Here is a 19,628-nt window from a genome sequence, read left to right as displayed (position 1 = left end):
GAGGAGGCCCGGGAGCCGCTCCGGAGTTCCTGACGCCGACAAACACCACTGTGCCGGAGCCGTGTTAAGCGGGTGCTGCGCACACATGACACCCACGTACCACTTCGGAGAAGCCCCGTACCACTTCGGAGAAGCCCCGCACCCCCTCCGCCAAGACCAGCGTCAGCGCCCCTGCTCCGCCAGGAACGCCAGCAGGTCCTGCCGGCTCACGACCCCCGTCGGCTTCCCCTCGACCAGGACGATCGCCGCGTCCGCCGCACCGAGCACCGACATCAGGTCCGCCACCGGCTCCCCGGAGCCGACCTGCGGCAGCGGCGCCGACATGTGCTTCTCCAGCGGGTCGGAGAGCGAGGCGCGCTGCGTGAACAGCGCGTCCAGGAGCTCGCGTTCGACGACCGAGCCGATGACCTCCGCGGCCATCACGTCGGGGTGCCCCGCGCCCGGCTTCACGATCGGCATCTGCGAGACCCCGTACTCCCGGAGCACCTCGATCGCCTCGCCGACCGTCTCCTCGGGGTGCATGTGCACCAGCGAGGGCAGCGCGCCGCCCTCCTTGCGGCGCAGCACGTCGCCGACGTCCGGCTGGTCGCCGTCCTGCTCCAGGAAGCCGTAGTCGTTCATCCACTCGTCGCTGAAGATCTTGCTCATGTAGCCGCGGCCGGAGTCGGGCAGGAGCACCACCACGACGTCGTCGGGGCCGAGCCGCTCGGCGACGCGCAGCGCCGCGACGACGGCCATGCCGCAGGAGCCGCCGACGAGCAGCCCCTCCTCCTTGGCGAGGCGGCGGGTCATCTGGAAGGAGTCCTTGTCGGACACCGCGATGATCTCGTCCGTGACGTTCCGGTCGTACGCCGTGGGCCAGAAGTCCTCACCGACGCCCTCGACGAGGTAGGGCCGCCCGGAGCCGCCGGAGTACACGGACCCCTCGGGGTCGGCGCCGACGATCGTGACGCGCCCCTCGGAGATCTCCTTGAGGTAGTTGCCGGTACCGGAGATCGTGCCGCCGGTCCCGATGCCCGCGACGAAATGGGTGATCTTCCCCTCCGTCTGCTCCCAGAGCTCGGGGCCCGTGGAGTGGTAGTGGGAGAGCGGATTGTTGGGGTTGCTGTACTGGTCGGGCTTCCAGGCGCCGGGCGTCTCGCGGACGAGGCGGTCGGAGACGTTGTAGTACGAGTCCGGGTGCTCGGGGTCGACGGCGGTCGGGCAGACGACGACGTCGGCGCCGTACGCGCGCAGCACGTTGATCTTGTCGAGGGACACCTTGTCGGGGCAGACGAAGATGCACTTGTAGCCCTTTTGCTGGGCCACGATGGCGAGGCCGACCCCGGTGTTGCCGGAGGTGGGCTCGACGATGGTGCCGCCGGGCTTCAGCTCCCCGCTCTGCTCCGCCGCCTCGATCATGCGCAGCGCGATGCGGTCCTTCACGGATCCGCCGGGGTTGAAGTACTCGACCTTGGCCAGGACGGTCGCCTGGATGCCCGCGGTCACGTTGTTGAGCCTCAACAGCGGGGTGTTGCCGACGAGGCTGATCATCGAGTCGTGGAATTGCACCGTTGTCTCCGGGCTGCGATGTAGTGCGACGAATTGGTGCGGTCAGCCTAAGGGTCCACCTCATCCGTTCACCTCCGCTTGCGATTGGCCGACCGTGCTTACGGGGCAATGAGTGGATGTACGGCCCTTTGGCGCGGTACGGCACGAGGAGGTGGCTGCAGGGCATGTCGAGGGCGAGGGTGGCACGACGGATCGCGGCGGGCGCGGCGTACGGCGGAGGAGGCATCGGGCTGCTCGGGGCGGCCGCGGTGGGCGTGGTGCTCGCCGAGGTGCAGCTGGCGAAGCGGAACGTGGGCAACGGCGGGCACGCGGATCCGCCGCGCGCGGACGGCCGCTACGGCGGGGCGTTCGCCGACAGCGCCGCGCGGGCCACCGGCCTGGAACCGGTGCGGTTCGCGATGCTCGGGGACTCCACGGCGGCCGGGCAGGGCGTTCACCGGGCCAAGCAGACGCCGGGCGCGCTGCTGGCCTCCGGGCTCGCCGCGGTGGCGGAGCGCCCCGTCGACCTGCGGAACGTGGCCCTGCCCGGCGCCCAGTCGGACGACCTCGACCGGCAGGTGACGCTGATCCTCTCCGACCCGTCCTGGGTGCCGGACGTCTGCGTGATCATGATCGGCGCGAACGACGTGACGCACCGGATGCCGCCGACGCGGTCGGTGCGGCATCTCTCGGCGGCGGTCCGCAGGCTCCGTACGGCGGGGGCGGAGGTCGTCGTCGGCACGTGTCCCGACCTCGGCACGGTGGAGAACGTCTACCAGCCGCTGCGGTGGATGGCCCGGCGCGTCTCGCGCCAGCTGGCCGCGGCGCAGACGATCGGCGTGGTGGAGCAGGGTGGCCGGACGGTGTCGCTCGGCGACCTGCTCGGTCCGGAGTTCGCGGCGAATCCGCGGGAGCTGTTCGGTCCGGACAGGTACCACCCCTCCACGGAGGGGTATGCGACGGCGGCGATGGCGGTCCTGCCCACGTTGTGCGCGGCGCTCGGCGTGTGGCCCGAGGAGGAGCGGCCCGACGTCTCGCGGCGCGAGGGCTTCCTGCCGGTCGCCCGGGCGGCGGCGCGGGCGGCGTCCGAGGGCGGTACGGAGGTCACAGCGGCCATGCCTACGGGCCCCCGGGGCCCATGGGCCCTCCTCAAACGCCGGCGCCGCCGCCGCATCCACGCCCCAGAACCGTCCCCACTCCCCCACTGAGGCCCGGGGGGCCCGGGGGGGGCGTGTCCTTACCTGCGGGTGGGCGGGGGCTGATCGCGCAGTTCCCCGCGCCCCTGGGTGGTCTCCGTGGCCGTGCGCCTTCAGGTGCCGTCGGCCGGAGGTGCCGTTAAGGGGCGCGGGGAACTGCGCGGCCAGCCCCCACCGGGCCGCACGGCAGGAGCGAGACCCAGTCCGCTCAGGGCCCCGCGGCCTGAGCGCCCGCTTAGAAATGCGTCCCGTCTCACACCCCCCACCCGGTGACCGACAGCGATACGTGCAGGTAACTTCCCAAGGAGTTCCGCCCCGTTCCGTCCCGCCGCCCTCTCGCCACAGGAGCACTCGATGCCCGAAGCCGTGATCGTCTCCGCCGCCCGCACCCCGATCGGCCGCGCCTTCAAGGGCTCCCTGAAGGATCTGCGGCCGGACGACCTGACCGCCACGATCATCGAGGCCGCCCTCGCCAAGGTCCCGGAGCTCGACCCGAAGCTCATCGACGACCTGATGCTCGGCTGCGGCCTGCCCGGCGGCGAGCAGGGGCACAACCTCGGCCGCATCGTCGCCGTGCAGATGGGCATGGACCACCTGCCGGGCTGCACCATCACCCGTTACTGTTCCTCCTCGCTGCAGACCAGCCGCATGGCCCTGCACGCCATCAAGGCGGGCGAGGGCGACGTCTTCATCTCCGCCGGCGTGGAGATGGTCTCGCGCAGCAAGAACGGGACCAGCGACCACCCCGACACCCACAACCCCCTCTTCGCCGACGCCGAGGCCCGTACCGCCGCCGTCGCCCAGTCCGAGGGCTCCACCTGGCACGACCCGCGCGAGGACGGCCTGGTCCCGGACGCGTACATCGCGATGGGGCAGACCGCCGAGAACCTCGCCCGCGCCAAGGGCGTCACCCGCAAGGACATGGACGAGTTCGGGGTCAGGTCCCAGAACCTCGCCGAGGAAGCCCTGAAGAACGGCTTCTGGGAGCGCGAGATCACCCCCGTCACGACCCCCGACGGCACCGTCGTCAGCAAGGACGACGGGCCCCGCGCCGGCGTCACCCTCGAAGGCGTCCAGGGCCTCAAGCCCGTCTTCCGCCCCGACGGACTCGTCACGGCCGGCAACTGCTGCCCGCTGAACGACGGCGCCGCCGCCCTCGTGATCATGAGCGACACCAAGGCCCGCGAGCTCGGCCTGACCCCGCTCGCCCGGATCGTCTCGACCGGCGTCACCGGCCTCTCCCCCGAGATCATGGGCCTCGGCCCGGTCGAGGCGAGCAAGCAGGCGCTCAAGCGGGCCGGCCTCACCGTCGACGACATCGACCTCTTCGAGATCAACGAGGCCTTCGCCGCCCAGGTGATCCCCTCCTACCGCGACCTGGACATCCCGATCGACAAGCTCAACGTCAACGGCGGCGCCATTGCGGTCGGCCACCCCTTCGGCATGACCGGCGCCCGCATCACCGGCACGCTCATCAACTCCCTCCAGTTCCACGACAAGCAGTTCGGCCTGGAGACGATGTGCGTCGGCGGCGGCCAGGGCATGGCGATGGTCATCGAGCGCCTCAGCTAGGGCGCAACCCCCCGATTTCGTTGACACACAGTTCGCGGTGTTGACCCTCAGTCCCTGCATCACTTCGTGACCCAATCTCCCCCAGGATGTGACCTATCTCCTGGGGGAGATACATATGCCCAGCTCAGCGTGGTGCGGGGGTAAACCCCGGGCCCAAAGACCTGTCCCATTCGTGACGTAATGCACTGACAGGTGGATCGTGCAGGCTTCAAGCTGATGTAGGAAGTCGGGGGTCGACTTGAAACCGGGAGTACGTCAGTGAGCGCCTTGCCTCTTGCCCTGCTGCTCTCCACGGCCGCTGCCACGGCCGTGGGCGCCGCTGCCCTGCACGCGGTGCACGGACTGCGGAAGCAGCTCGCCGAGATCACAGCCCTGCACACCGAACTGGCCGAGAGTCGTGCCGCCGTCGGTCCGCACCCCACGGTGCCGGCCGCCCGCACCACGGTGGACACCGACGAGATACGCGCGGCCGTCTCCGAGGCCCTCGCCGAGGAGCGCGAGCGCGAGCTCGCCGAGGCCCGCGCGTTCTGGGCCGCCCAGGAGGCCCGCGACGGCTCCGACGGGGCCGCGCTGCTCGGCGGGCTCCCCGGCCTGTCCGGCCTGCCCGAGAGCATCGCCGACGAGCTGTTCCTGCCGCGCCAGGCGGACTTCGCCGGCCTGGACGCGGAGAGCCTGGAACCGGTCGTCGAGCCCTTCGCCGACCCGGCGGGCGCCGGCGAGTTCGCCGGCGGCACCTCCCAGGACGGCGTCTTCGGGGGAGACTCCCCGGAGCTGGCCGCGGCCCGGCGCCGGCACCCCTCGCACCCGGACTTCGTGCCGGTGCAGACGCCGGCGTCCCCCGACCACGACGGCCGCAGCGACCACGACGCCCCCGGCGACCACGAGCGCACGGTCGCCTGCCTGGAGGAGCTGGCCGACGCCCGCACCGCCCTCGCCGACGTCCGCCCGGGCCCGCTCGGCACGCTGGACGTGTACGTCTTCGCGGACGGTACGACGCTGTGCATGACGCCCGGCCACCGCGAGACCGCGGAGCTGCTCGCCGCCGCGCTGCGCGAGGGCCGCACGCCGTTCCTGCTGGGAGGCTCCGGCATCTCGGGCGCGTACGCGCTGACCTTCGAGTGCGGCACCGAGAACATCTACATCCTGGCCGACCGCGTCATCGCGTCGGTCTGACGGAGTCCGGCCACGCGCGTGGCCGGACCCGCCCCGCCCAGCCCGCCCCGGGCCGAGGTCCTGGACCGAACCGTCCTAGACCCCGGCCTTTTTCTGCGCCTCGGCCACGAGGTCCAACGCCCGCGCGAGGTCCTCGGGCCCGGTCAGGACAAGGGCGAGATCGCGCCCCGCGACGGTGATCTGGTCGGCCGCGGCGAACATCCCGGCGTCCGGCATCTCCCGCGGCTGCGCCGCCGGTTCCTCCACACGCTGCGTCCACAGCGCCAACTCCCTGGCCAGCGCCAGCGCTTCGGCCGCCGCCCCGCGTTGCAGCCGGCTCTGCGGCGCGGCCCGCAGGCGGTCGGCGAATTGGTCCACTGCGGCCGTCAAAGGCGTCGTATCGAGCACCACGCGAGCCTATGTGCCTTTCCGGGACTGTTGCCAACGCCCCGGCGCTCAGGCACGGTGGCGTGAAGGACGGAACACATCGCGACGCGTCCGGAGGCGCCGATGTCCCAAGTCTTCTCCGAGGAGACCCACCGCAACCTGCTCGCCCGTATCCCCCAATGCACCGGTCGTGAAGTGTCCGACTGGCTCCGTGCCGTGGACGAAGGCCCCTCTCTCTTCCGCTTCGAGGAGAAGGTCAGCTGGCTCCGCGCCGAACACAACCTCGCGTACGGCCACGCGAAGGCGATCATCCACGAGTACGACCTCAGGCGGGCCGCCCGCAAACTGCTCTGACCGCGCTCCCTCACCCACCACACGGCGAAGGGCCCGCGGACCGTTCCCGGTCCGCGGGCCCTTCGGGGTTGCTCGTCCTGTGACGACCGACCGCCTGGGTCAGTCGTTGCCCGAGAAGATGGCGATCAGGCGCAGGAACTCCATGTAGATCCAGACGAGCGTCATCGTCAGACCGAACGCGGCCAGCCAGGCCTCTTCCTTCGGCGCGCCGTACGCGATGCCGTCCTCGACCTGCTTGAAGTCGAGGGCCAGGAAGCACGCGCCGAGCAGGATGCCGACGATGCCGAAGACGATGCCGAGGCCGCCGGAGCGGAAGCCCAGACCGTCGCCGCCGCCGAAGACCATGAACAGCAGGTTCACTGCCGTCAGCAGCAGGAAGCCCATCGCCGCGGCCATCACGAAGCCGTAGAAGCGGCGGTTGACGCGGATCCAGCCCGCCTTGTACGCCACGAGGACGCCGATGAAGACCGCCATCGTGCCGAGCACGGCTTGCATGGCCGCGCCGCTCGCGATGCGGTTGTCGACGACGCTGGAGACGACGCCGAGGAAGACGCCCTCCAGTGCGGCATACGTCAGGATGAGCGCGGGCGAGGCCTTGCGCTTGAACGCCTGGACCAGGCCGAGCACCATCGCGACGAGGCCTGCGCCGATCGCGATGCCGTACGACTTGCTGATGTGGGCGTCGTCCACCGGCAGCAGCGCCCAGGCGAGCGCGGCCGTGACCACGAGCGTGCCGAGCGTGGTGGCGGTGCGCATGACGACGTCGTCCATCGTCATGCGGCCGGCGCCTACGGGTGCCTGGGGGGCGCCGTGCTGCACGTCCTGCTGCGCGTACGGATTCGTGGCGTAGGGGTTGCCCGCGGGGGCCTGCTGGCCTCCGGCGTAGGGATTGCCCTGCACGTACGGATTGCCCTGGTGGGTCTGGGTCGCGCTCGCGGGGCCCCCGGCCTGCGGCTGCCCGCCGAAGCCGGCGTAGCCGTTGTCGCGGCTGAACCCCCGTCGCGAGAAGACCGGGTTACTGCTCCTCATTTCACTCCTCCATGGCCACCGTGCGTGGCTTTGCCTCAAGAGTAATGCGTAGGCAAAAGGATGGACCTAGTGCTTGGGGAGGATCTTTCCCTCTCTGTGACCGAGAACGCACGGGGAGGCCCCCACTGTTCCCGTATCGGAATCGTTCGCCCGCGCGAGTGGCACCAGGGAGATGGCGACCGCCCCGAGGACCGCGGCGACCGCGAAGGTGGTGAAGCCGAGCGAGGCGTCGCCGTCCGTGACGACCGCGCCGCCGAGCCAGGGCCCGACGACCGCCCCGGTGCGCCCGACGCCGGTGACCCAGCCGAGCCCCGTGGCGCGCTGCGCGGGCGGATAGACGGAAGGGGCGGCCGCGTACACCATGACCTGCGCCGAGAAGAGCCAGATTCCGGTGACGAAGACGACGGCGTAGGCGACGGTGAGCGGCAGCTGGGCCTTGAGCAGGAAGGCGCCGCAGGCGGTGAGCAGGAACCAGACCGCGGAGACCGGGACGGCGCCGAAGCGGTCGGCGGTGCGCCCGGCGATCAGCATGCCGACGATGCCGCCCGCGTTGATCACCATGAGGAAGGTCACGGAGGAGGAGAGCGAGTAGCCGGAGGCCCGCATGAGCTCGGGCAGCCAGGTGGAGACGCCGTAGACCAGGAGCAGCCCGGCGAAGGAGGCGAGCCACAGCAGCGGGGTGGCCAGGCGCCGCCCCGGCGCGAAGAGCGCGAGGACGGCGGCGAAGCGTCCCCGGGCGCCTGCCTCGGCGGCCTGCGCCGGGGTCGGGGCGGGCAGCGCATAGCGGGCGGCGACCGTCTCCGCGTCACGGGTGCGCCCCTTGGCGAGCAGCACGCCGGGCGACTCGGGCAGCCACCGGAGGACCAGCGGGACGGCGACGAGGGCCGGGACGACGCCGGCCCAGAAGACGACGCGCCAGCCGTGGTCGGGGCCGAGCGCGAGCCCGAGGCCCGTCGCCGCCATGCCGCCCGCGTGGTACGAGGTCATCATCAGGCCGGTGGCGAGCGCGGCCCGGCGCGGCGGCGCGAACTCGGCGACGATCGCGAGCCCGATCGGCATCAGCCCGCCGAGCCCGAGCCCGGAGACGAAGCGCCCGGCGCCGAAGACGGCGACACCCGGCGCGAGCGCGCACAGCGCGGAGCCGAGCGAGAAGACGACGACGCTGCCCGTCACCATCGGCTTGCGCCCCAGCCAGTCGGTGAGGGTGCCGCAGCCGAGGGCGCCGACGAGCATGCCGAAGGTGGTCCAGGAGCCGACGGTGCCCGCGGTCGACGCGGTGAAGCCGAAGTCCTTGTCGTCGATGAGGTGCGGCATGACGGCGCCGTAGATGTTCACGTCCATGCCGTCGAAGAAGACGACGAGCCAGCACAGGGCGATGACGGGCGCGACGGCCCGGAAGGTGCGCTCAGGGGGGTTCACCGGCTCTGCCTCTCGGTCTGGGTCAGGGGGAAGCCGGTGTAGGCCTCCGCGAGGTCGGTCTCGGCGGACCGCGCGGTGGTGATGCGGTCCAGGCGGGCGAGCTGGATGCGGTCGTCGAAGGGGGTGGCGTCGGGCGCGCGGTGCAGCAGGGTCGTCATCGCGTAGCTGAAGCGCTCGGCCTGCCAGACGCGGCGCAGACAGGTCGCGGAGTACGCGTCGAGGCGGCTCGGATCGCCCGTGTCGCGGTGGTGGACCAGCGCGCGGGCGAAGGTGGTGACGTCGCCGACGGCGAGGTTGAGGCCCTTCGCGCCGGTCGGCGGGACGATGTGCGCGGCGTCCCCGGCGAGGAAGAGCCGCCCGTGCCGCATCGGCTCGTGGACGTAGCTGCGCATGGGGCTGACGGAGGTGGCGGTGAGGGGGCCGCGGCGCAGCGTCCAGGCCGGGTCGTCGGTCTCCAGGCGGCGGTCGAGCTCGTCCCAGATCCGCGGTCCGGTCCACTCGCGCGGGTCGGTGCCGTCGGGAACCTGGAGGTACGCGCGCGTGACGGTCGGCGAGCGCATGGACAGCAGGGCGAAGCCGCGCTCGTGGCGGGCGTAGACGAGCTCGTCGTGGGAGGGCGCCACGTCGGCGAGGACGCCGAGCCAGGCGAAGGGGTACGTGCGCTCGAAGGTCCGGGAGAGCCCTTCGGGGACGGCCGCGCGGGACACGCCCCAGAAGCCGTCGCAGCCCACCACGTAGTCGCACACCAGGGTGGACTCGCGGCCCTCGTGCCGGAACCGCACGCGCGGGCTCGTGCTCTCGGCGCCGGTCACCTCCAGTGCCTCCGCCCCGAAGAGCAGCGGCCCGCCCTCCGCCAGCTGCAGTGCGATGAGGTCCTTGCAGACCTCGGTCTGGGCGTAGGCCATGACGGATCTGCCGCCGGTCAGCGCGGGGAAGTCGACGCGGTGGCGTCGGCGGTCGAAGCGGAGTTCGATGCCGTGGTGCGGCAGGCCCTCGCGGTCCATGCGGGCGGCCGCGCCCGCCTCGCGCAGCACGTCGACGGTGCCCTGTTCCAGGATTCCGGCGCGCTGGCGCCGTTCCACGTACGCGCGGTCCCGGCTCTCCAGGACGACGGATTCGATGCCGGCCCGGTGCAGGAGGCGGGCGAGGAGCAGCCCGGCCGGTCCGGCCCCGATGATCCCGACGGTGGTGCGCATCGCTCGATCCCCTCCCGCGTCCACCCCGCGCACGCCCCGCTCTTGTTCGCCTGGTGAACTTTCGTTCATAATGTGTTGCCGGGAGTCTCTGGCCGCGCCTGTGCGCTGTCAACGGTCGTGCGGCATCCGATTTCCCGGCCTTCCGGCTTCCGGTCTTCCCGGGGCCGCGGGTCTTCCCGGCAGCGAGGAGCGCGGCGCCATGTCCGACGAGTCCGTGGAGTCCGTACGTCCCCTGGAGCGCGGGCTCGCCGTGCTGCGGGCCCTCGCCCCCGCGGAGCCGGGCCGGCTGCGCGCCGGCGATCTCGTGCGCGCCACCGGCCTTGCCCGCTCCACCGTCGACCGGGTCGTGGCGACGCTGGCCCACCTCGGCTACGTCCGCGTGCGCGGCCAGGAGCTGCACCTCACCCCCCGCCTCATGGAGCTCGGCAACGCCTACCTCGCCGCCAGCGGCCTGACCGGCGAGGTCGCGGCCCGCACCGCCCGGCTCGCGGACGAGCTCGACGAGTCGGTGTCGCTCGCGGTGCCGGACGGCGACGGGGTGCGCTTCGTGACGCAGGCCGCCCGGCGCCGCGCGATGTCGGTGGCGTTCCGCATCGGCGACCTGCTGCCGCCCGAGCGGTGCGCGCCCGGCGCGCTCTTCGCCCAGGGGTGGGACGAGGCGCGCTGGGCGGCCTGGCGGGCCCGCACGGCCGCCCCGGACGCCCCCACGGCCGTCCAGGACGCGAGCGCCGCCTACCCCGCGCTGCCGCCGGGCCCCGCCCCGCACGCCCTCCCCGACCTCGCCGGCCGCGTCGCCCGCTCCCGCGAGACGGGCTGGGCCCTGGACGACCAGCTGATCGAACCGGGCCTGATCGCGGTGGCGGTCCCGGTGCGCGACGGCGCGGGCCGCATCCGGTACGCCCTGTCGGCGGTGAGCCACACCAGCAGGCACACGGCGGACGGCCTCGCCGACGCGATGCTGCCGCGGCTGCGGGCGGAGGCGGCGCGGCTCGCCCGCCTGTCGGCCGCACAACCGCCGCCGCCCGCCGAGGAGTCGGCCCGCACCCCCGCCACGGATGCCGCGGCCGCCAAGGCGGACCTCGGTCCGGGCTTCCTGCAGTCCCTGGCCCGGGGGCTCGCGGTGCTGCGCGCCCTGGGCGAGGCGCGCGGCGAGGGCCTGGCGCTCACCGCGCTCGCCGCGGCCACCGAGCTGCCGAGGGCCACCGCGCGGCGCTGTCTGCACACCCTGGAGCGGGCCGGGTACGCCGCCCACGACGGCCGCCTGTACCGCCCGCTCCCCCGCATCCTGGAGCTCGGCCACGCCCCGCTGTCCGGGCTCACCTTCGCCGAGATCGCCGAGCCGCACCTGCGCGCCCTCACGGACCGGGTGCGCCAGTCCGCGTCGGTCACCGTCCTGGACGGGACCGACATCCGGTACGTCGCGCGGGCCGCGGCGGCGCGCGTCATGAGCGTGCACATCACGGTGGGCACCCGCTTTCCCGCGTACGCCACCGCGATGGGCCGGGTGCTGCTCGCCGGGCTCCCCGGCCCCGAGCGCGCCCGGCTCCTCGCCGCCGCGCCGCCCCGCGCCCTCACCGCGCGGACCGTGACGGAGACCGGCGCCCTCGCCCGGCTCCTCGACCGGGCAGCCGCCGACGGCCACGCCACCGCCGACCAGGAGCTGGAGGAGGGCCTCCGCTCGGTGGCCGTGCCGGTCAGGGACGCGCGGGGGCGGGTGGTCGCGGCGCTGAACGTCGCCCAGCACGCGGGCTCCGGTCCGCTCGCCGAGGCCCGCGACGCGCTGCTGCCCGTACTGCGGGAGACGGCTGCGGCGATCGAGACGGATCTGCACACGGCGGCGCGCTTCAACGCCGTACGGCTGTCCTGAGCGGACGCGAGGACGGGCGGGCGAGGACGAGCGGGCGAGAGGGCGGCGGCTCGGCACGGGGCATATGCCTGATGGCGCATCAAATCGTGCGCGGGGCAACGGATTTGGCGGTGCCCGAGGGCAGGACAGCGGAAGTGCCCGGAGCCGGACTCGAACCGGCACGCCCCCGAGGGGCAGCGAGGTTTAAGCTCGCCGTGTCTGCATTCCACCATCCGGGCAGGCCATGGGCTCCGCGTCGAGGCTTCGACCCTATCGGGAGGCGTCCCCCGAACAGCGGAAGGTCAGCCCGATGTTGTCTTATTTTATTGACGTCTGAGGGTGCATCAGTCCTCGGCACAGTCCATCGGTACATGCCGGAGGCCTGTCCTCGGGCTCGGCCGGTCTCGTGGGCCTCTGCACGGAATGACGGAATTTAGCCGCCCTGAGGTTCCCGTCGCCGCTGTCACCCGCTTTCCGGATCGGCCCCGTCTGTCCCCCTTCCGCATCAGGGACGCGTGTCATCCCCAGGTATGACAGGGGCTCCTCAAGTCCGACTGGAGAGGGCCCCCGGAACCGGAGCAGCGGGTGACTCCACGGCGCTGATCGGCCAGGACGATGGAGTACGTCCCTACTCGTCGTCCCGACAGGAGCACCCTCCCGTGACCACCACCCCCTTCGCCACCCGCGCCACCGCCGTGGCGGCCCGCGCCACGGAACTGTCCAAGGTGTACGGACAGGGCGAGACCCAGGTGGTCGCCCTGGACCGGGTCTCCGTCGACTTCGGACAGGGCGAGTTCACCGCGATCATGGGCCCCTCGGGCTCCGGCAAGTCGACCCTGATGCACTGCGTCGCCGGTCTGGACAGCTTCAGCTCCGGCTCGGTGCGCCTCGGCGAGACCGAGCTGTCGACGCTCAAGGACAAGCAGCTCACCAAGCTCCGCCGGGACAAGATCGGCTTCATCTTCCAGGCGTTCAACCTGCTGCCGACCCTGACGGCCCTGGAGAACATCACGCTCCCCATGGACATCGCCGGCCGCAGGCCCGACAAGCGGTGGGTGGAGCAGGTCATCGAGATGGTCGGCCTCTCCGGCCGCCTCAGCCACCGGCCCACCGAGCTCTCCGGCGGCCAGCAGCAGCGCGTCGCGGTGGCCCGCGCCCTCGCCTCCCAGCCGGAGATCATCTTCGGTGACGAGCCGACCGGAAACCTCGACTCGCGCTCGGGCGCCGAGGTCCTCGGCTTCCTGCGCAACTCGGTGCGGGACCTCGGCCAGACCGTCGTCATGGTCACCCACGACCCGGTGGCCGCCTCGTACGCGGACCGCGTGATCTTCCTCGCCGACGGGCGGGTCGTCGACGAGATGCACGGGCCCACCGCGGACGGGGTGCTCGACCGGATGAAGCACTTCGACGCGAAGGGGCGGACGAGCTAGTCGCGGCTCGGCTCCGGGTGGCTCTCCCCTGCCGCCGTCGGGGCCCGGCCTTTGTTCGGGACCGCGGGCCCGTCGTGGCTTGTCGCGCAGTTCCCCGCGCCCCTGAGAAGGCACCTCCGGTGCCCTTTCTCTCCCCTCCGCGCCCCTCCCCCCTCACCTCACCCTGGACTCATACCCATGTTCCGTACCGCCCTGCGCAATGTGCTCGCGCACAAGGCCAGGCTGTTGATGACCGTGCTCGCCGTCATGCTCGGCGTCGCCTTCGTCTCCGGCACCCTGGTCTTCACCGACACCTTCGGCAACGCCTACAAGAACAAGTCGGCGAAGAGCTTCGACCACGTCTCCGTCGCCATCCAGTCGGACGGCGGCTCCTCGGACGACGAGTCCAAGCAGAAGCCGAAGCTCACCGACTCGCTGCTGAAGGAGGCGCAGGGGCTGCCCGGCGCGGACTCCGCCATCGGGTCCGTCTCCGGCTTCACCGCCCTCGCCGACAAGGACGGCAAGCTGGTCGGCGGCGAGTGGGGCACCACCGGCACCAACTACTACCCGGGCAGGGACGGCAAGGACCCGCGCTACGACTTCGTGCGCGGCGGTGCCCCGAAGTCCGCCGGCGACATCGCCCTGGACAGCCGTACCGCCGAGCGCACCGGCTACAAGGTCGGCGACACCGTCCGCTACTCCACCGACGGCCCGGTGCGGACCGCCAAGATCAGCGGCGTCTTCGACACCGACAACGGCAGCGTCGTCGCGGGCGGCAGCCTCGCCGTCCTGGACAACGCGACCGCGCTCAAGGCGCTCAACAAGACCGAGTACGACGAGATCGACGTGAAGGCCGCCGCGGGCACCTCCGAGTCGGCCCTGAACGCCTCCGTCGAGAAGATCCTGCCCAAGGACACCTCGACGATGACCGGCGGCGAGCTCAAGACCGATCAGGACGACATGATCGAGCAGCAGACCAGCTCGATGAGCCAGGTCCTGCTGATCTTCGCCGGCATCGCCCTCTTCGTCGGCATCTTCATCATCGCCAACACCTTCACCATGCTGGTCGCCCAGCGCACCAAGGAGCTCGCCCTCATGCGGGCCGTCGGCGCCTCGCGCCGCCAGGTCACCCGCTCGGTGCTCATCGAGGCCTTCGTGGTCGGCCTGATCGCCGCCGTGGCCGGCTTCGGGCTCGGCATCGGCGTCAGCCTCGGCCTGCAGGCCCTGATGAACTCCGGCGGCGCATCGCTGCCCGACGGGCCGCTGGTCATCGCGCCGACGACGATCGTCGTGGCGCTCCTGATCGGTGTGGTCGTGACCATGCTCGCCGCCTGGCTGCCGGGCCGGCGCGCCGCGAAGATCCCGCCGGTCGCCGCGATGAACAGCGTCCACGCCACGCCGACCATGCGCGGCCTGGTCGTCCGCAACACCATCGGCTCGCTCATCGTCGCCCTCGGCACGGTCATGCTGTTCATGGAGGACAACTATGTGATGGCGGGCGGCGCGGGCATCGTCCTCGTCGGCGTCATCGTGCTGACCCCGCTGCTCTCCCGGCCGTTCATCGCCGCCTCCGCGCCGCTCCTGAAGCCGTTCGGCGTCACCGGCAAGCTGTCCCGCCTGAACTCCGTGCGCAACCCGCGCCGCACCGCGTCCACCGCCGCGGCCCTGATGATCGGTCTGACCCTCATCACCGCGATGACGGTCGTGGCGACCTCCATGGGCAGCGCCATCAACAAGATGGCGGCCGGCTCCATGAAGGCCGACTACAGCGTCTCCATGGCGAACTTCGAGCCGCTGACCCCCGAGGTCCGCCAGAAGCTCGACAAGATCCCGGACGTCGAGTCGACCACCCCGCTGCGCACCGCTTACGGCGAGGCCGACGGCAGCTACACCAACGTCAACGGCGTCGACCCCAAGACCTTCGGCGACCTGGTGGGCCTGGACCTCACCAGCGGCTCGGTGGCCGGCCTCAAGGACGGCACCGCGCTGATCGACACCGACACGGCGAAGGACAAGGGCCTCACGACGGGCGACACCTTCCCGCTGAAGTTCGAGGACGACGACAAGACCGTCAAGCTGAAGGTCGCCGGCGTCTACGAGCGCAACGAGATGCTCAGCGGCCTCTTCACGCCGACCTCCGTCGTCGACCCGCACGTCACCAAGGTCCTCGACAAGCAGGTCCTGGTGAAGATGGCGGGCGGCGCGTCCGACCGCGCCGAGGACGCCATCGTCAAGGCGCTCGGCGACAACCCGGCCATCACCATCCAGGACAAGGACGCGATCAGCAACGCGGTCGCGGGCGGCATCAACATGATCCTGAACATGCTGTACGGCCTGCTCGCCATGGCCATCCTCATCGCGGTGCTCGGCGTCATCAACACGCTGGCCATGTCGGTCTTCGAGCGCAAGCACGAGATCGGGATGCTGCGGGCCATCGGCCTGGACCGGGCGAAGGTCAAGCAGATGGTGCGGCTCGAAGCGGTCATCATCTCGCTCTTCGGCGCGGTGCTCGGCATCGTCCTCGGCCTCTTCATGGGCTGGGTCGTGGGCGGCAGCATCGCCGAGAAGGTCGCCACGTACTCCATGGAGATCCCGGTCGCCCGGATCGCGATCTTCCTGGCCGTCGCGGCGGTGGTCGGCGTCCTCGCGGCGGTGTGGCCTGCGCGGAGCGCTGCGCGGCTTAATCCGTTGATGGCCATCAAGGCGGAGTAGCTCCCGCTGGGGGTAGCAGGGGAAGGGCCCCGGGCGAGGAAACTCGTCCGGGGCCCTTCGGGTTGACGTATATCGCCGCTTCGCGGCTCGTCCTCAAACGCCGGACGGGCTGAAAGCGCGCCGGGCGCGCCGGGATTCCGACGCTACGCCGTCCAGGTCCTCGCTCTCAGCGGTAGGGGCGACGTTCCGTTCTCCCTCGTCTTCACTGCCAGGACCTGGTTCACGCCGATGCGGTTGCGTTCGAAGGCCAGGGCGGAGGCGGCCATGTAGAGGCGCCAGATGCGGGCCCTGCCCGGGGAGGTCAGGCGTTGGCCCTGGGGCCAGTGGGCCTCCAGGTTGGCCACCCAGCGGCGCAGGGTGAGGGCGTAGTGCTCGCGGATGGCCTCCACGTCGCGCACCTCGAAGCCGGCCCGTTCCAGGAGAGCGACCGTGCTGCCGAGGGGCGCCAGCTCACCGTCGGGGAAGACGTACGCGTCGATGAACTCGTCCACGCTGTACGCCGACTCGTCCGTCTGCGGGCGCCGTGCGATCTGGTGGTTGAGCAGCCGCCCGCCGGGTCCCAGGAGGGCGTACAGGTCGTGCGCGTACTCCAGGTACCGCTCGGCGCCGACGTGCTCGGCCATGCCGATGGAGCTGATGGCGTCGTACGGGCCGTCGCGCACGTCGCGGTAGTCCTGGACGCGGATCTCGATGCGGTCGGTCAGGCCCTCCTCGGCGATCCGCTTCCTGGCATACGCGGCCTGCTCCTGCGAGAGCGTGACGCCGACGACGCTCACACCGTGCTCGCGGGCCGCGTGGATCGCCATGGAGCCCCAGCCGCAGCCGACGTCGAGCAGGCGCATGCCGGGCTTCAGGGCGAGCTTGCGGGCGACGAGTTCGAGCTTGTCGCGCTGGGCGCCCTCCAGGGTGGCGTCGGGCGACTCCCAGTAGGCGCACGAGTAGACCATCGAGGGGCCGAGCACCAGCTCGTAGAAGTCGTTGCCGACGTCGTAGTGGTGGCTGATGGCCTGCCGGTCGCTGCCCTTGGTGTGGCGGTGCAGACGGCCGTGTCTGCGCATCTCCTCGGGCGGCGGGGACGGCGGCAGGAAGGGCGCGGAGAGCGCGAACAGCTCGCGCGCGGCGGCCCGGAACCCCGGGTCCCGCAGCGAATCGCGCAGGCTCCGGGCGTCCTCGCCGCGCTCCCAGATGAACTCCGCGAGCAGGTCGAGGGCGGCGAACAGATCGCCGTCGACGTCCAGGTCACCGGCGACCCAGGCGCGGGCCAGGCCCAGTTCGCCCGGCTTCCAGAGCAGATGGCGCAGGGCACGGCGGCTGCGTACGACGAGGACGGGGGTGCCCGGCGGCCCCGCCTCCGACCGGTCCCAGGCGCGGATGCGCACCGGCAGGGGAGCTCCGATGAGCTGCTCGGCGATCTTCTTCAGCCGCAGTGCGGCGTCCTGCATGACGCACACCTCCGAATGGTCCCGGAACGGTCCAACACCACGTAAACACCGAAGACCCCCGGGCGCAGTCCCGTTGCCGCGTCACGGAACGGCAAAATAGATGCCCACCCCATCTACTTGCTCGCGGGCCCCGCGGGATCCCGCGGGGCCGCCTTCCCGGGCACGCCGAAGGGGGCCGCCCGCACCACGGATGGCGGACGGCCCCCTTCGGGGTGGATCAGTGACGCGAGGTCAGGAGGCCTTGGCCTTCTCCTCGGTCTTCACCGCGGGCGCCGGCTCGGCGGCGGCAGCGGGCTTCGGGGCGGGCTTGGCCGCCTCGTAGAACTCCTCGCGCGGCGTCTCCATGGCGCCGAGCGAGACGACCTCGCGCTTGAGGAACATGCCGAGGGTCCAGTCGGCGAGGACGCGGATCTTGCGGTTGAACGTCGGCATCGCCATGCCGTGGTACCCGCGGTGCATGTACCAGGCGAGACGGCCCTTGAGCTTGATCTTCATCTTGCCCATGACGATCATCGCGACGCCCTTGTGCAGGCCGAGACCGGCGACCGCACCCTTGTTGGCGTGGCTGTACTCCTTCTGCGGGAAGCCCCGCATGCCGGAGATCACGTTGTCGCCGAGGACCTTCGCCTGCCGCAGCGCGTGCTGGGCGTTCGGCGGGCACCAGGCGTTCTCGTTGCCGGCCTTGCGGCCGGCGACGTCCGGCACCTGGGCGTTGTCGCCCGCGGCCCAGATGTAGTCCGTGCCCTGCACCTGGAGCGTGGTCTGGGTGTCCACGTGGCCGCGCGGGCCGAGCGGCAGACCGAAGCGGGACAGCGCCGGGTTCGGCTTGACGCCCGCGGTCCACACGATGGTGTTGGAGTCGACCTCGAGGCCGTTGTTCAGGACCACGTGGCCGTCCACGCAGGAGTCCATGCCGGTCTTGAGGTAGACCTCGACGCCGCGGCTCTCCAGGTGCTCCTTGCCGTAGGCGCCCAGCTTCGGGCCCACCTCGGGCAGGATCTTGTCGGCCACGTCGACGAGGACGAACCGCATGTCCTCGCGCTTGACGTTGTTGTAGTACTTGGCCGCGTCGCGGGCCATGTCCTCGACCTCACCGACGGTCTCCGCACCCGCGAAGCCGCCACCGACGAAGACGAAGGTCAGCGCCTTGCGGCGGACCTCCTCGTCGGTCGTGGAGTCAGCCTTGTCGAGCTGCTCGAGGACGTGGTTGCGCAGACCGATGGCCTCCTCGATGCCCTTCATGCCGATGCCCTGCTCGGCGAGGCCGGGGATCGGGAAGGTGCGGGAGACCGCGCCCATCGCGATGACCAGGTAGTCGAAAGGCAGCTCGTACGCCTCGCCGACGAGCGGCGCGATCGTGGCGACCTTGCGGTCCTGGTCGATGGTGGTGACCCGGCCGGTGAGAACCTCGGCCCTCGGCAGCACGCGTCGCAGCGGTACGACGACATGCCGGGGCGAGATGTTGCCGGCGGCGGCTTCGGGGAGGAAGGGCTGGTAGGTCATGTACGACCGGGGGTCGACGACCGTGACGGTCGCCTCTCCGAAGCGCATCTTCTTGAGAATGCGCCGAGCTGCGTACAGGCCTACGTACCCACCGCCTACTACGAGGATCCTGGGACGCTCCGTGGTGCTCATGCCATCGAGTATCCACCCGCCCGGCGGGGGTCGCTCGTGCGCCCCTTCACAAGCATGCCCAGGGGCTCTGCTACACTTCGCCGCCCACGTGACAGAGGTCATGGCGTCGCGGGGGAACCAGGACGTCACACGAGTCGTTGTTCACCCCTTGTGAGCTGCTCGTCCTGGCCGCGCGACGAGGTGGACCACCGGCCGTGCCCGCTCCCGGCCCTCGCCCCGGAACCTCTGATCCGGAGGCCGTAAGGCCCTTCCACGGACCCTTTCGGGGGTCAAGTGACCCAGAACCTCGTCCATCGGGACCGAATTCCTTGTGAAGAACTTCACGAAGTTTCCCGACGGAGTGTCGCCGCGAGGCCCGTCACCCTGTCGCACCAGCACCTGTTGCCCGCCCACCGGGGCTGCGTTCAGATCGTAGAGCGATCACCAACCCCCCTATTGATTGGGAGAGCAGCATGCGCATCCGTACCGCCATCGCCGCAGCGGCCCTGGCCACCGCAGCCACCCTCGGTGCCGCCGGCACCGCCCTCGCCGACGACCACGACGGCCACAACGGTCACAACGAGGCCGAGTTCAGCGGCAACGCCCCGTCCCACGAGTCGGCCGACTGGGGCAACGGCAACTGGAACTCGGTGGCCGCGTTCGGCGACCTGGTGCAGGACTGACGCGTCCCACCGCGTGACGAGCGGGCCCCGGCACCTCTCCAGGTGCCGGGGCCCGCTCGTGCCTGGCGGCGTGTACACACGAATGCG

Annotated in this window: 15 protein-coding genes and 1 tRNA gene; 8 read left to right on the top strand and 8 right to left on the bottom strand. The window is 71.4% G+C overall.

The window, feature by feature from the left end:
• Positions 1-162: 162 nt before the first annotated feature.
• The gene (locus ACFYO9_RS23350) at positions 163-1,551 is read right to left on the bottom strand and encodes a cystathionine beta-synthase (protein WP_355807316.1); all 1,389 of its coding nucleotides are present in this window, start codon (positions 1,549-1,551) and stop codon (positions 163-165) included.
• Between the two features lie 164 nt (positions 1,552-1,715).
• Here ACFYO9_RS23350 and ACFYO9_RS23345 point away from each other — a divergent pair, with 164 nt between their 5' ends.
• The 3 genes from ACFYO9_RS23345 (at position 1,716) to ACFYO9_RS23335 (ending at position 5,471) form a co-directional block, all read left to right on the top strand.
• Positions 1,716-2,738 carry an SGNH/GDSL hydrolase family protein gene (locus tag ACFYO9_RS23345; protein ID WP_358776247.1) on the top strand — a complete coding sequence of 341 codons (1,023 nt, stop codon included), beginning with the start codon at positions 1,716-1,718 and terminating at the stop codon, positions 2,736-2,738.
• Positions 2,739-3,080: 342 nt separating this feature from the next.
• The gene (locus ACFYO9_RS23340; protein WP_358776249.1) at positions 3,081-4,298 is read left to right on the top strand and encodes an acetyl-CoA C-acetyltransferase; all 1,218 of its coding nucleotides are present in this window, start codon (positions 3,081-3,083) and stop codon (positions 4,296-4,298) included.
• 258 nt (positions 4,299-4,556) lie between these two features.
• Positions 4,557-5,471: a hypothetical protein gene (locus ACFYO9_RS23335; protein WP_355807322.1), complete on the top strand. Its 915-nt coding sequence runs from the start codon at positions 4,557-4,559 to the stop codon at positions 5,469-5,471.
• 75 nt (positions 5,472-5,546) lie between these two features.
• Here the strand turns inward: ACFYO9_RS23335 and ACFYO9_RS23330 are convergent, their stop codons facing one another.
• Positions 5,547-5,858 carry a hypothetical protein gene (locus ACFYO9_RS23330; protein ID WP_358711507.1) on the bottom strand — a complete coding sequence of 104 codons (312 nt, stop codon included), beginning with the start codon at positions 5,856-5,858 and terminating at the stop codon, positions 5,547-5,549.
• Between the two features lie 102 nt (positions 5,859-5,960).
• Here ACFYO9_RS23330 and ACFYO9_RS23325 point away from each other — a divergent pair, with 102 nt between their 5' ends.
• On the top strand, positions 5,961-6,191 hold the full coding sequence (locus tag ACFYO9_RS23325) for a DUF4287 domain-containing protein (protein ID WP_355807324.1): 231 nt from the start codon (positions 5,961-5,963) through the stop codon (positions 6,189-6,191).
• 99 nt (positions 6,192-6,290) lie between these two features.
• On the opposite strand, the gene ACFYO9_RS23320 is transcribed toward ACFYO9_RS23325, so the two are convergent.
• From ACFYO9_RS23320 to ACFYO9_RS23310, 3 genes are all read right to left on the bottom strand, one after another.
• A complete protein-coding gene (locus tag ACFYO9_RS23320) occupies positions 6,291-7,220 on the bottom strand; it encodes a Bax inhibitor-1/YccA family protein (RefSeq protein WP_355807325.1) in 930 nt (309 codons plus the stop codon).
• A gap of 66 nt (positions 7,221-7,286) precedes the next feature.
• Entirely contained in the window at positions 7,287-8,639 is a 1,353-nt protein-coding gene (locus tag ACFYO9_RS23315) for an MFS transporter (RefSeq protein WP_358776251.1), read from the bottom strand.
• Entirely contained in the window at positions 8,636-9,835 is a 1,200-nt protein-coding gene (locus ACFYO9_RS23310) for a 4-hydroxybenzoate 3-monooxygenase (protein WP_358776253.1), read from the bottom strand. The genes ACFYO9_RS23315 and ACFYO9_RS23310 overlap by 4 nt, the downstream gene beginning before the upstream one ends.
• A 199-nt stretch (positions 9,836-10,034) precedes the next feature.
• On the opposite strand from ACFYO9_RS23310, the gene ACFYO9_RS23305 reads away from it, so the two are divergent.
• Positions 10,035-11,702 (top strand): IclR family transcriptional regulator C-terminal domain-containing protein, encoded by a 1,668-nt coding sequence (locus ACFYO9_RS23305; protein ID WP_358776255.1) that lies wholly within the window; start codon positions 10,035-10,037, stop codon positions 11,700-11,702.
• 135 nt (positions 11,703-11,837) lie between these two features.
• On the opposite strand, the gene ACFYO9_RS23300 is transcribed toward ACFYO9_RS23305, so the two are convergent.
• A tRNA-Leu gene (locus tag ACFYO9_RS23300) sits at positions 11,838-11,920 on the bottom strand.
• A gap of 420 nt (positions 11,921-12,340) precedes the next feature.
• Between ACFYO9_RS23300 and ACFYO9_RS23295 the strand changes: the two genes are divergently transcribed.
• Positions 12,341-13,111, top strand: coding sequence for an ABC transporter ATP-binding protein (locus tag ACFYO9_RS23295; protein ID WP_355807331.1), 771 nt, complete (start codon positions 12,341-12,343; stop codon positions 13,109-13,111).
• 177 nt (positions 13,112-13,288) lie between these two features.
• Positions 13,289-15,802 carry an ABC transporter permease gene (locus tag ACFYO9_RS23290; protein WP_358776257.1) on the top strand — a complete coding sequence of 838 codons (2,514 nt, stop codon included), beginning with the start codon at positions 13,289-13,291 and terminating at the stop codon, positions 15,800-15,802.
• 143 nt (positions 15,803-15,945) lie between these two features.
• Here the strand turns inward: ACFYO9_RS23290 and ACFYO9_RS23285 are convergent, their stop codons facing one another.
• Together ACFYO9_RS23285 and ACFYO9_RS23280 are read right to left on the bottom strand one after the other, a co-directional pair.
• Positions 15,946-17,244 carry a cyclopropane-fatty-acyl-phospholipid synthase family protein gene (locus ACFYO9_RS23285; RefSeq protein WP_355807334.1) on the bottom strand — a complete coding sequence of 433 codons (1,299 nt, stop codon included), beginning with the start codon at positions 17,242-17,244 and terminating at the stop codon, positions 15,946-15,948.
• 231 nt (positions 17,245-17,475) lie between these two features.
• Complete coding sequence (locus tag ACFYO9_RS23280) at positions 17,476-18,879, bottom strand: NAD(P)/FAD-dependent oxidoreductase (protein ID WP_358776259.1); 1,404 nt, start codon at positions 18,877-18,879, stop codon at positions 17,476-17,478.
• Between the two features lie 452 nt (positions 18,880-19,331).
• Here ACFYO9_RS23280 and ACFYO9_RS23275 point away from each other — a divergent pair, with 452 nt between their 5' ends.
• Positions 19,332-19,541 (top strand): hypothetical protein, encoded by a 210-nt coding sequence (locus ACFYO9_RS23275; RefSeq protein WP_355807338.1) that lies wholly within the window; start codon positions 19,332-19,334, stop codon positions 19,539-19,541.
• Positions 19,542-19,628: the final 87 nt, after the last annotated feature.

Source organism: Streptomyces sp. NPDC005863 (genome assembly GCF_042871345.1).
Classification (GTDB): Bacteria; Actinomycetota; Actinomycetes; order Streptomycetales; family Streptomycetaceae; genus Streptomyces.
The sequence above is the reverse complement of the archived record's forward strand: the minus strand, read 5'-3'. Positions and strand labels throughout refer to the sequence as shown.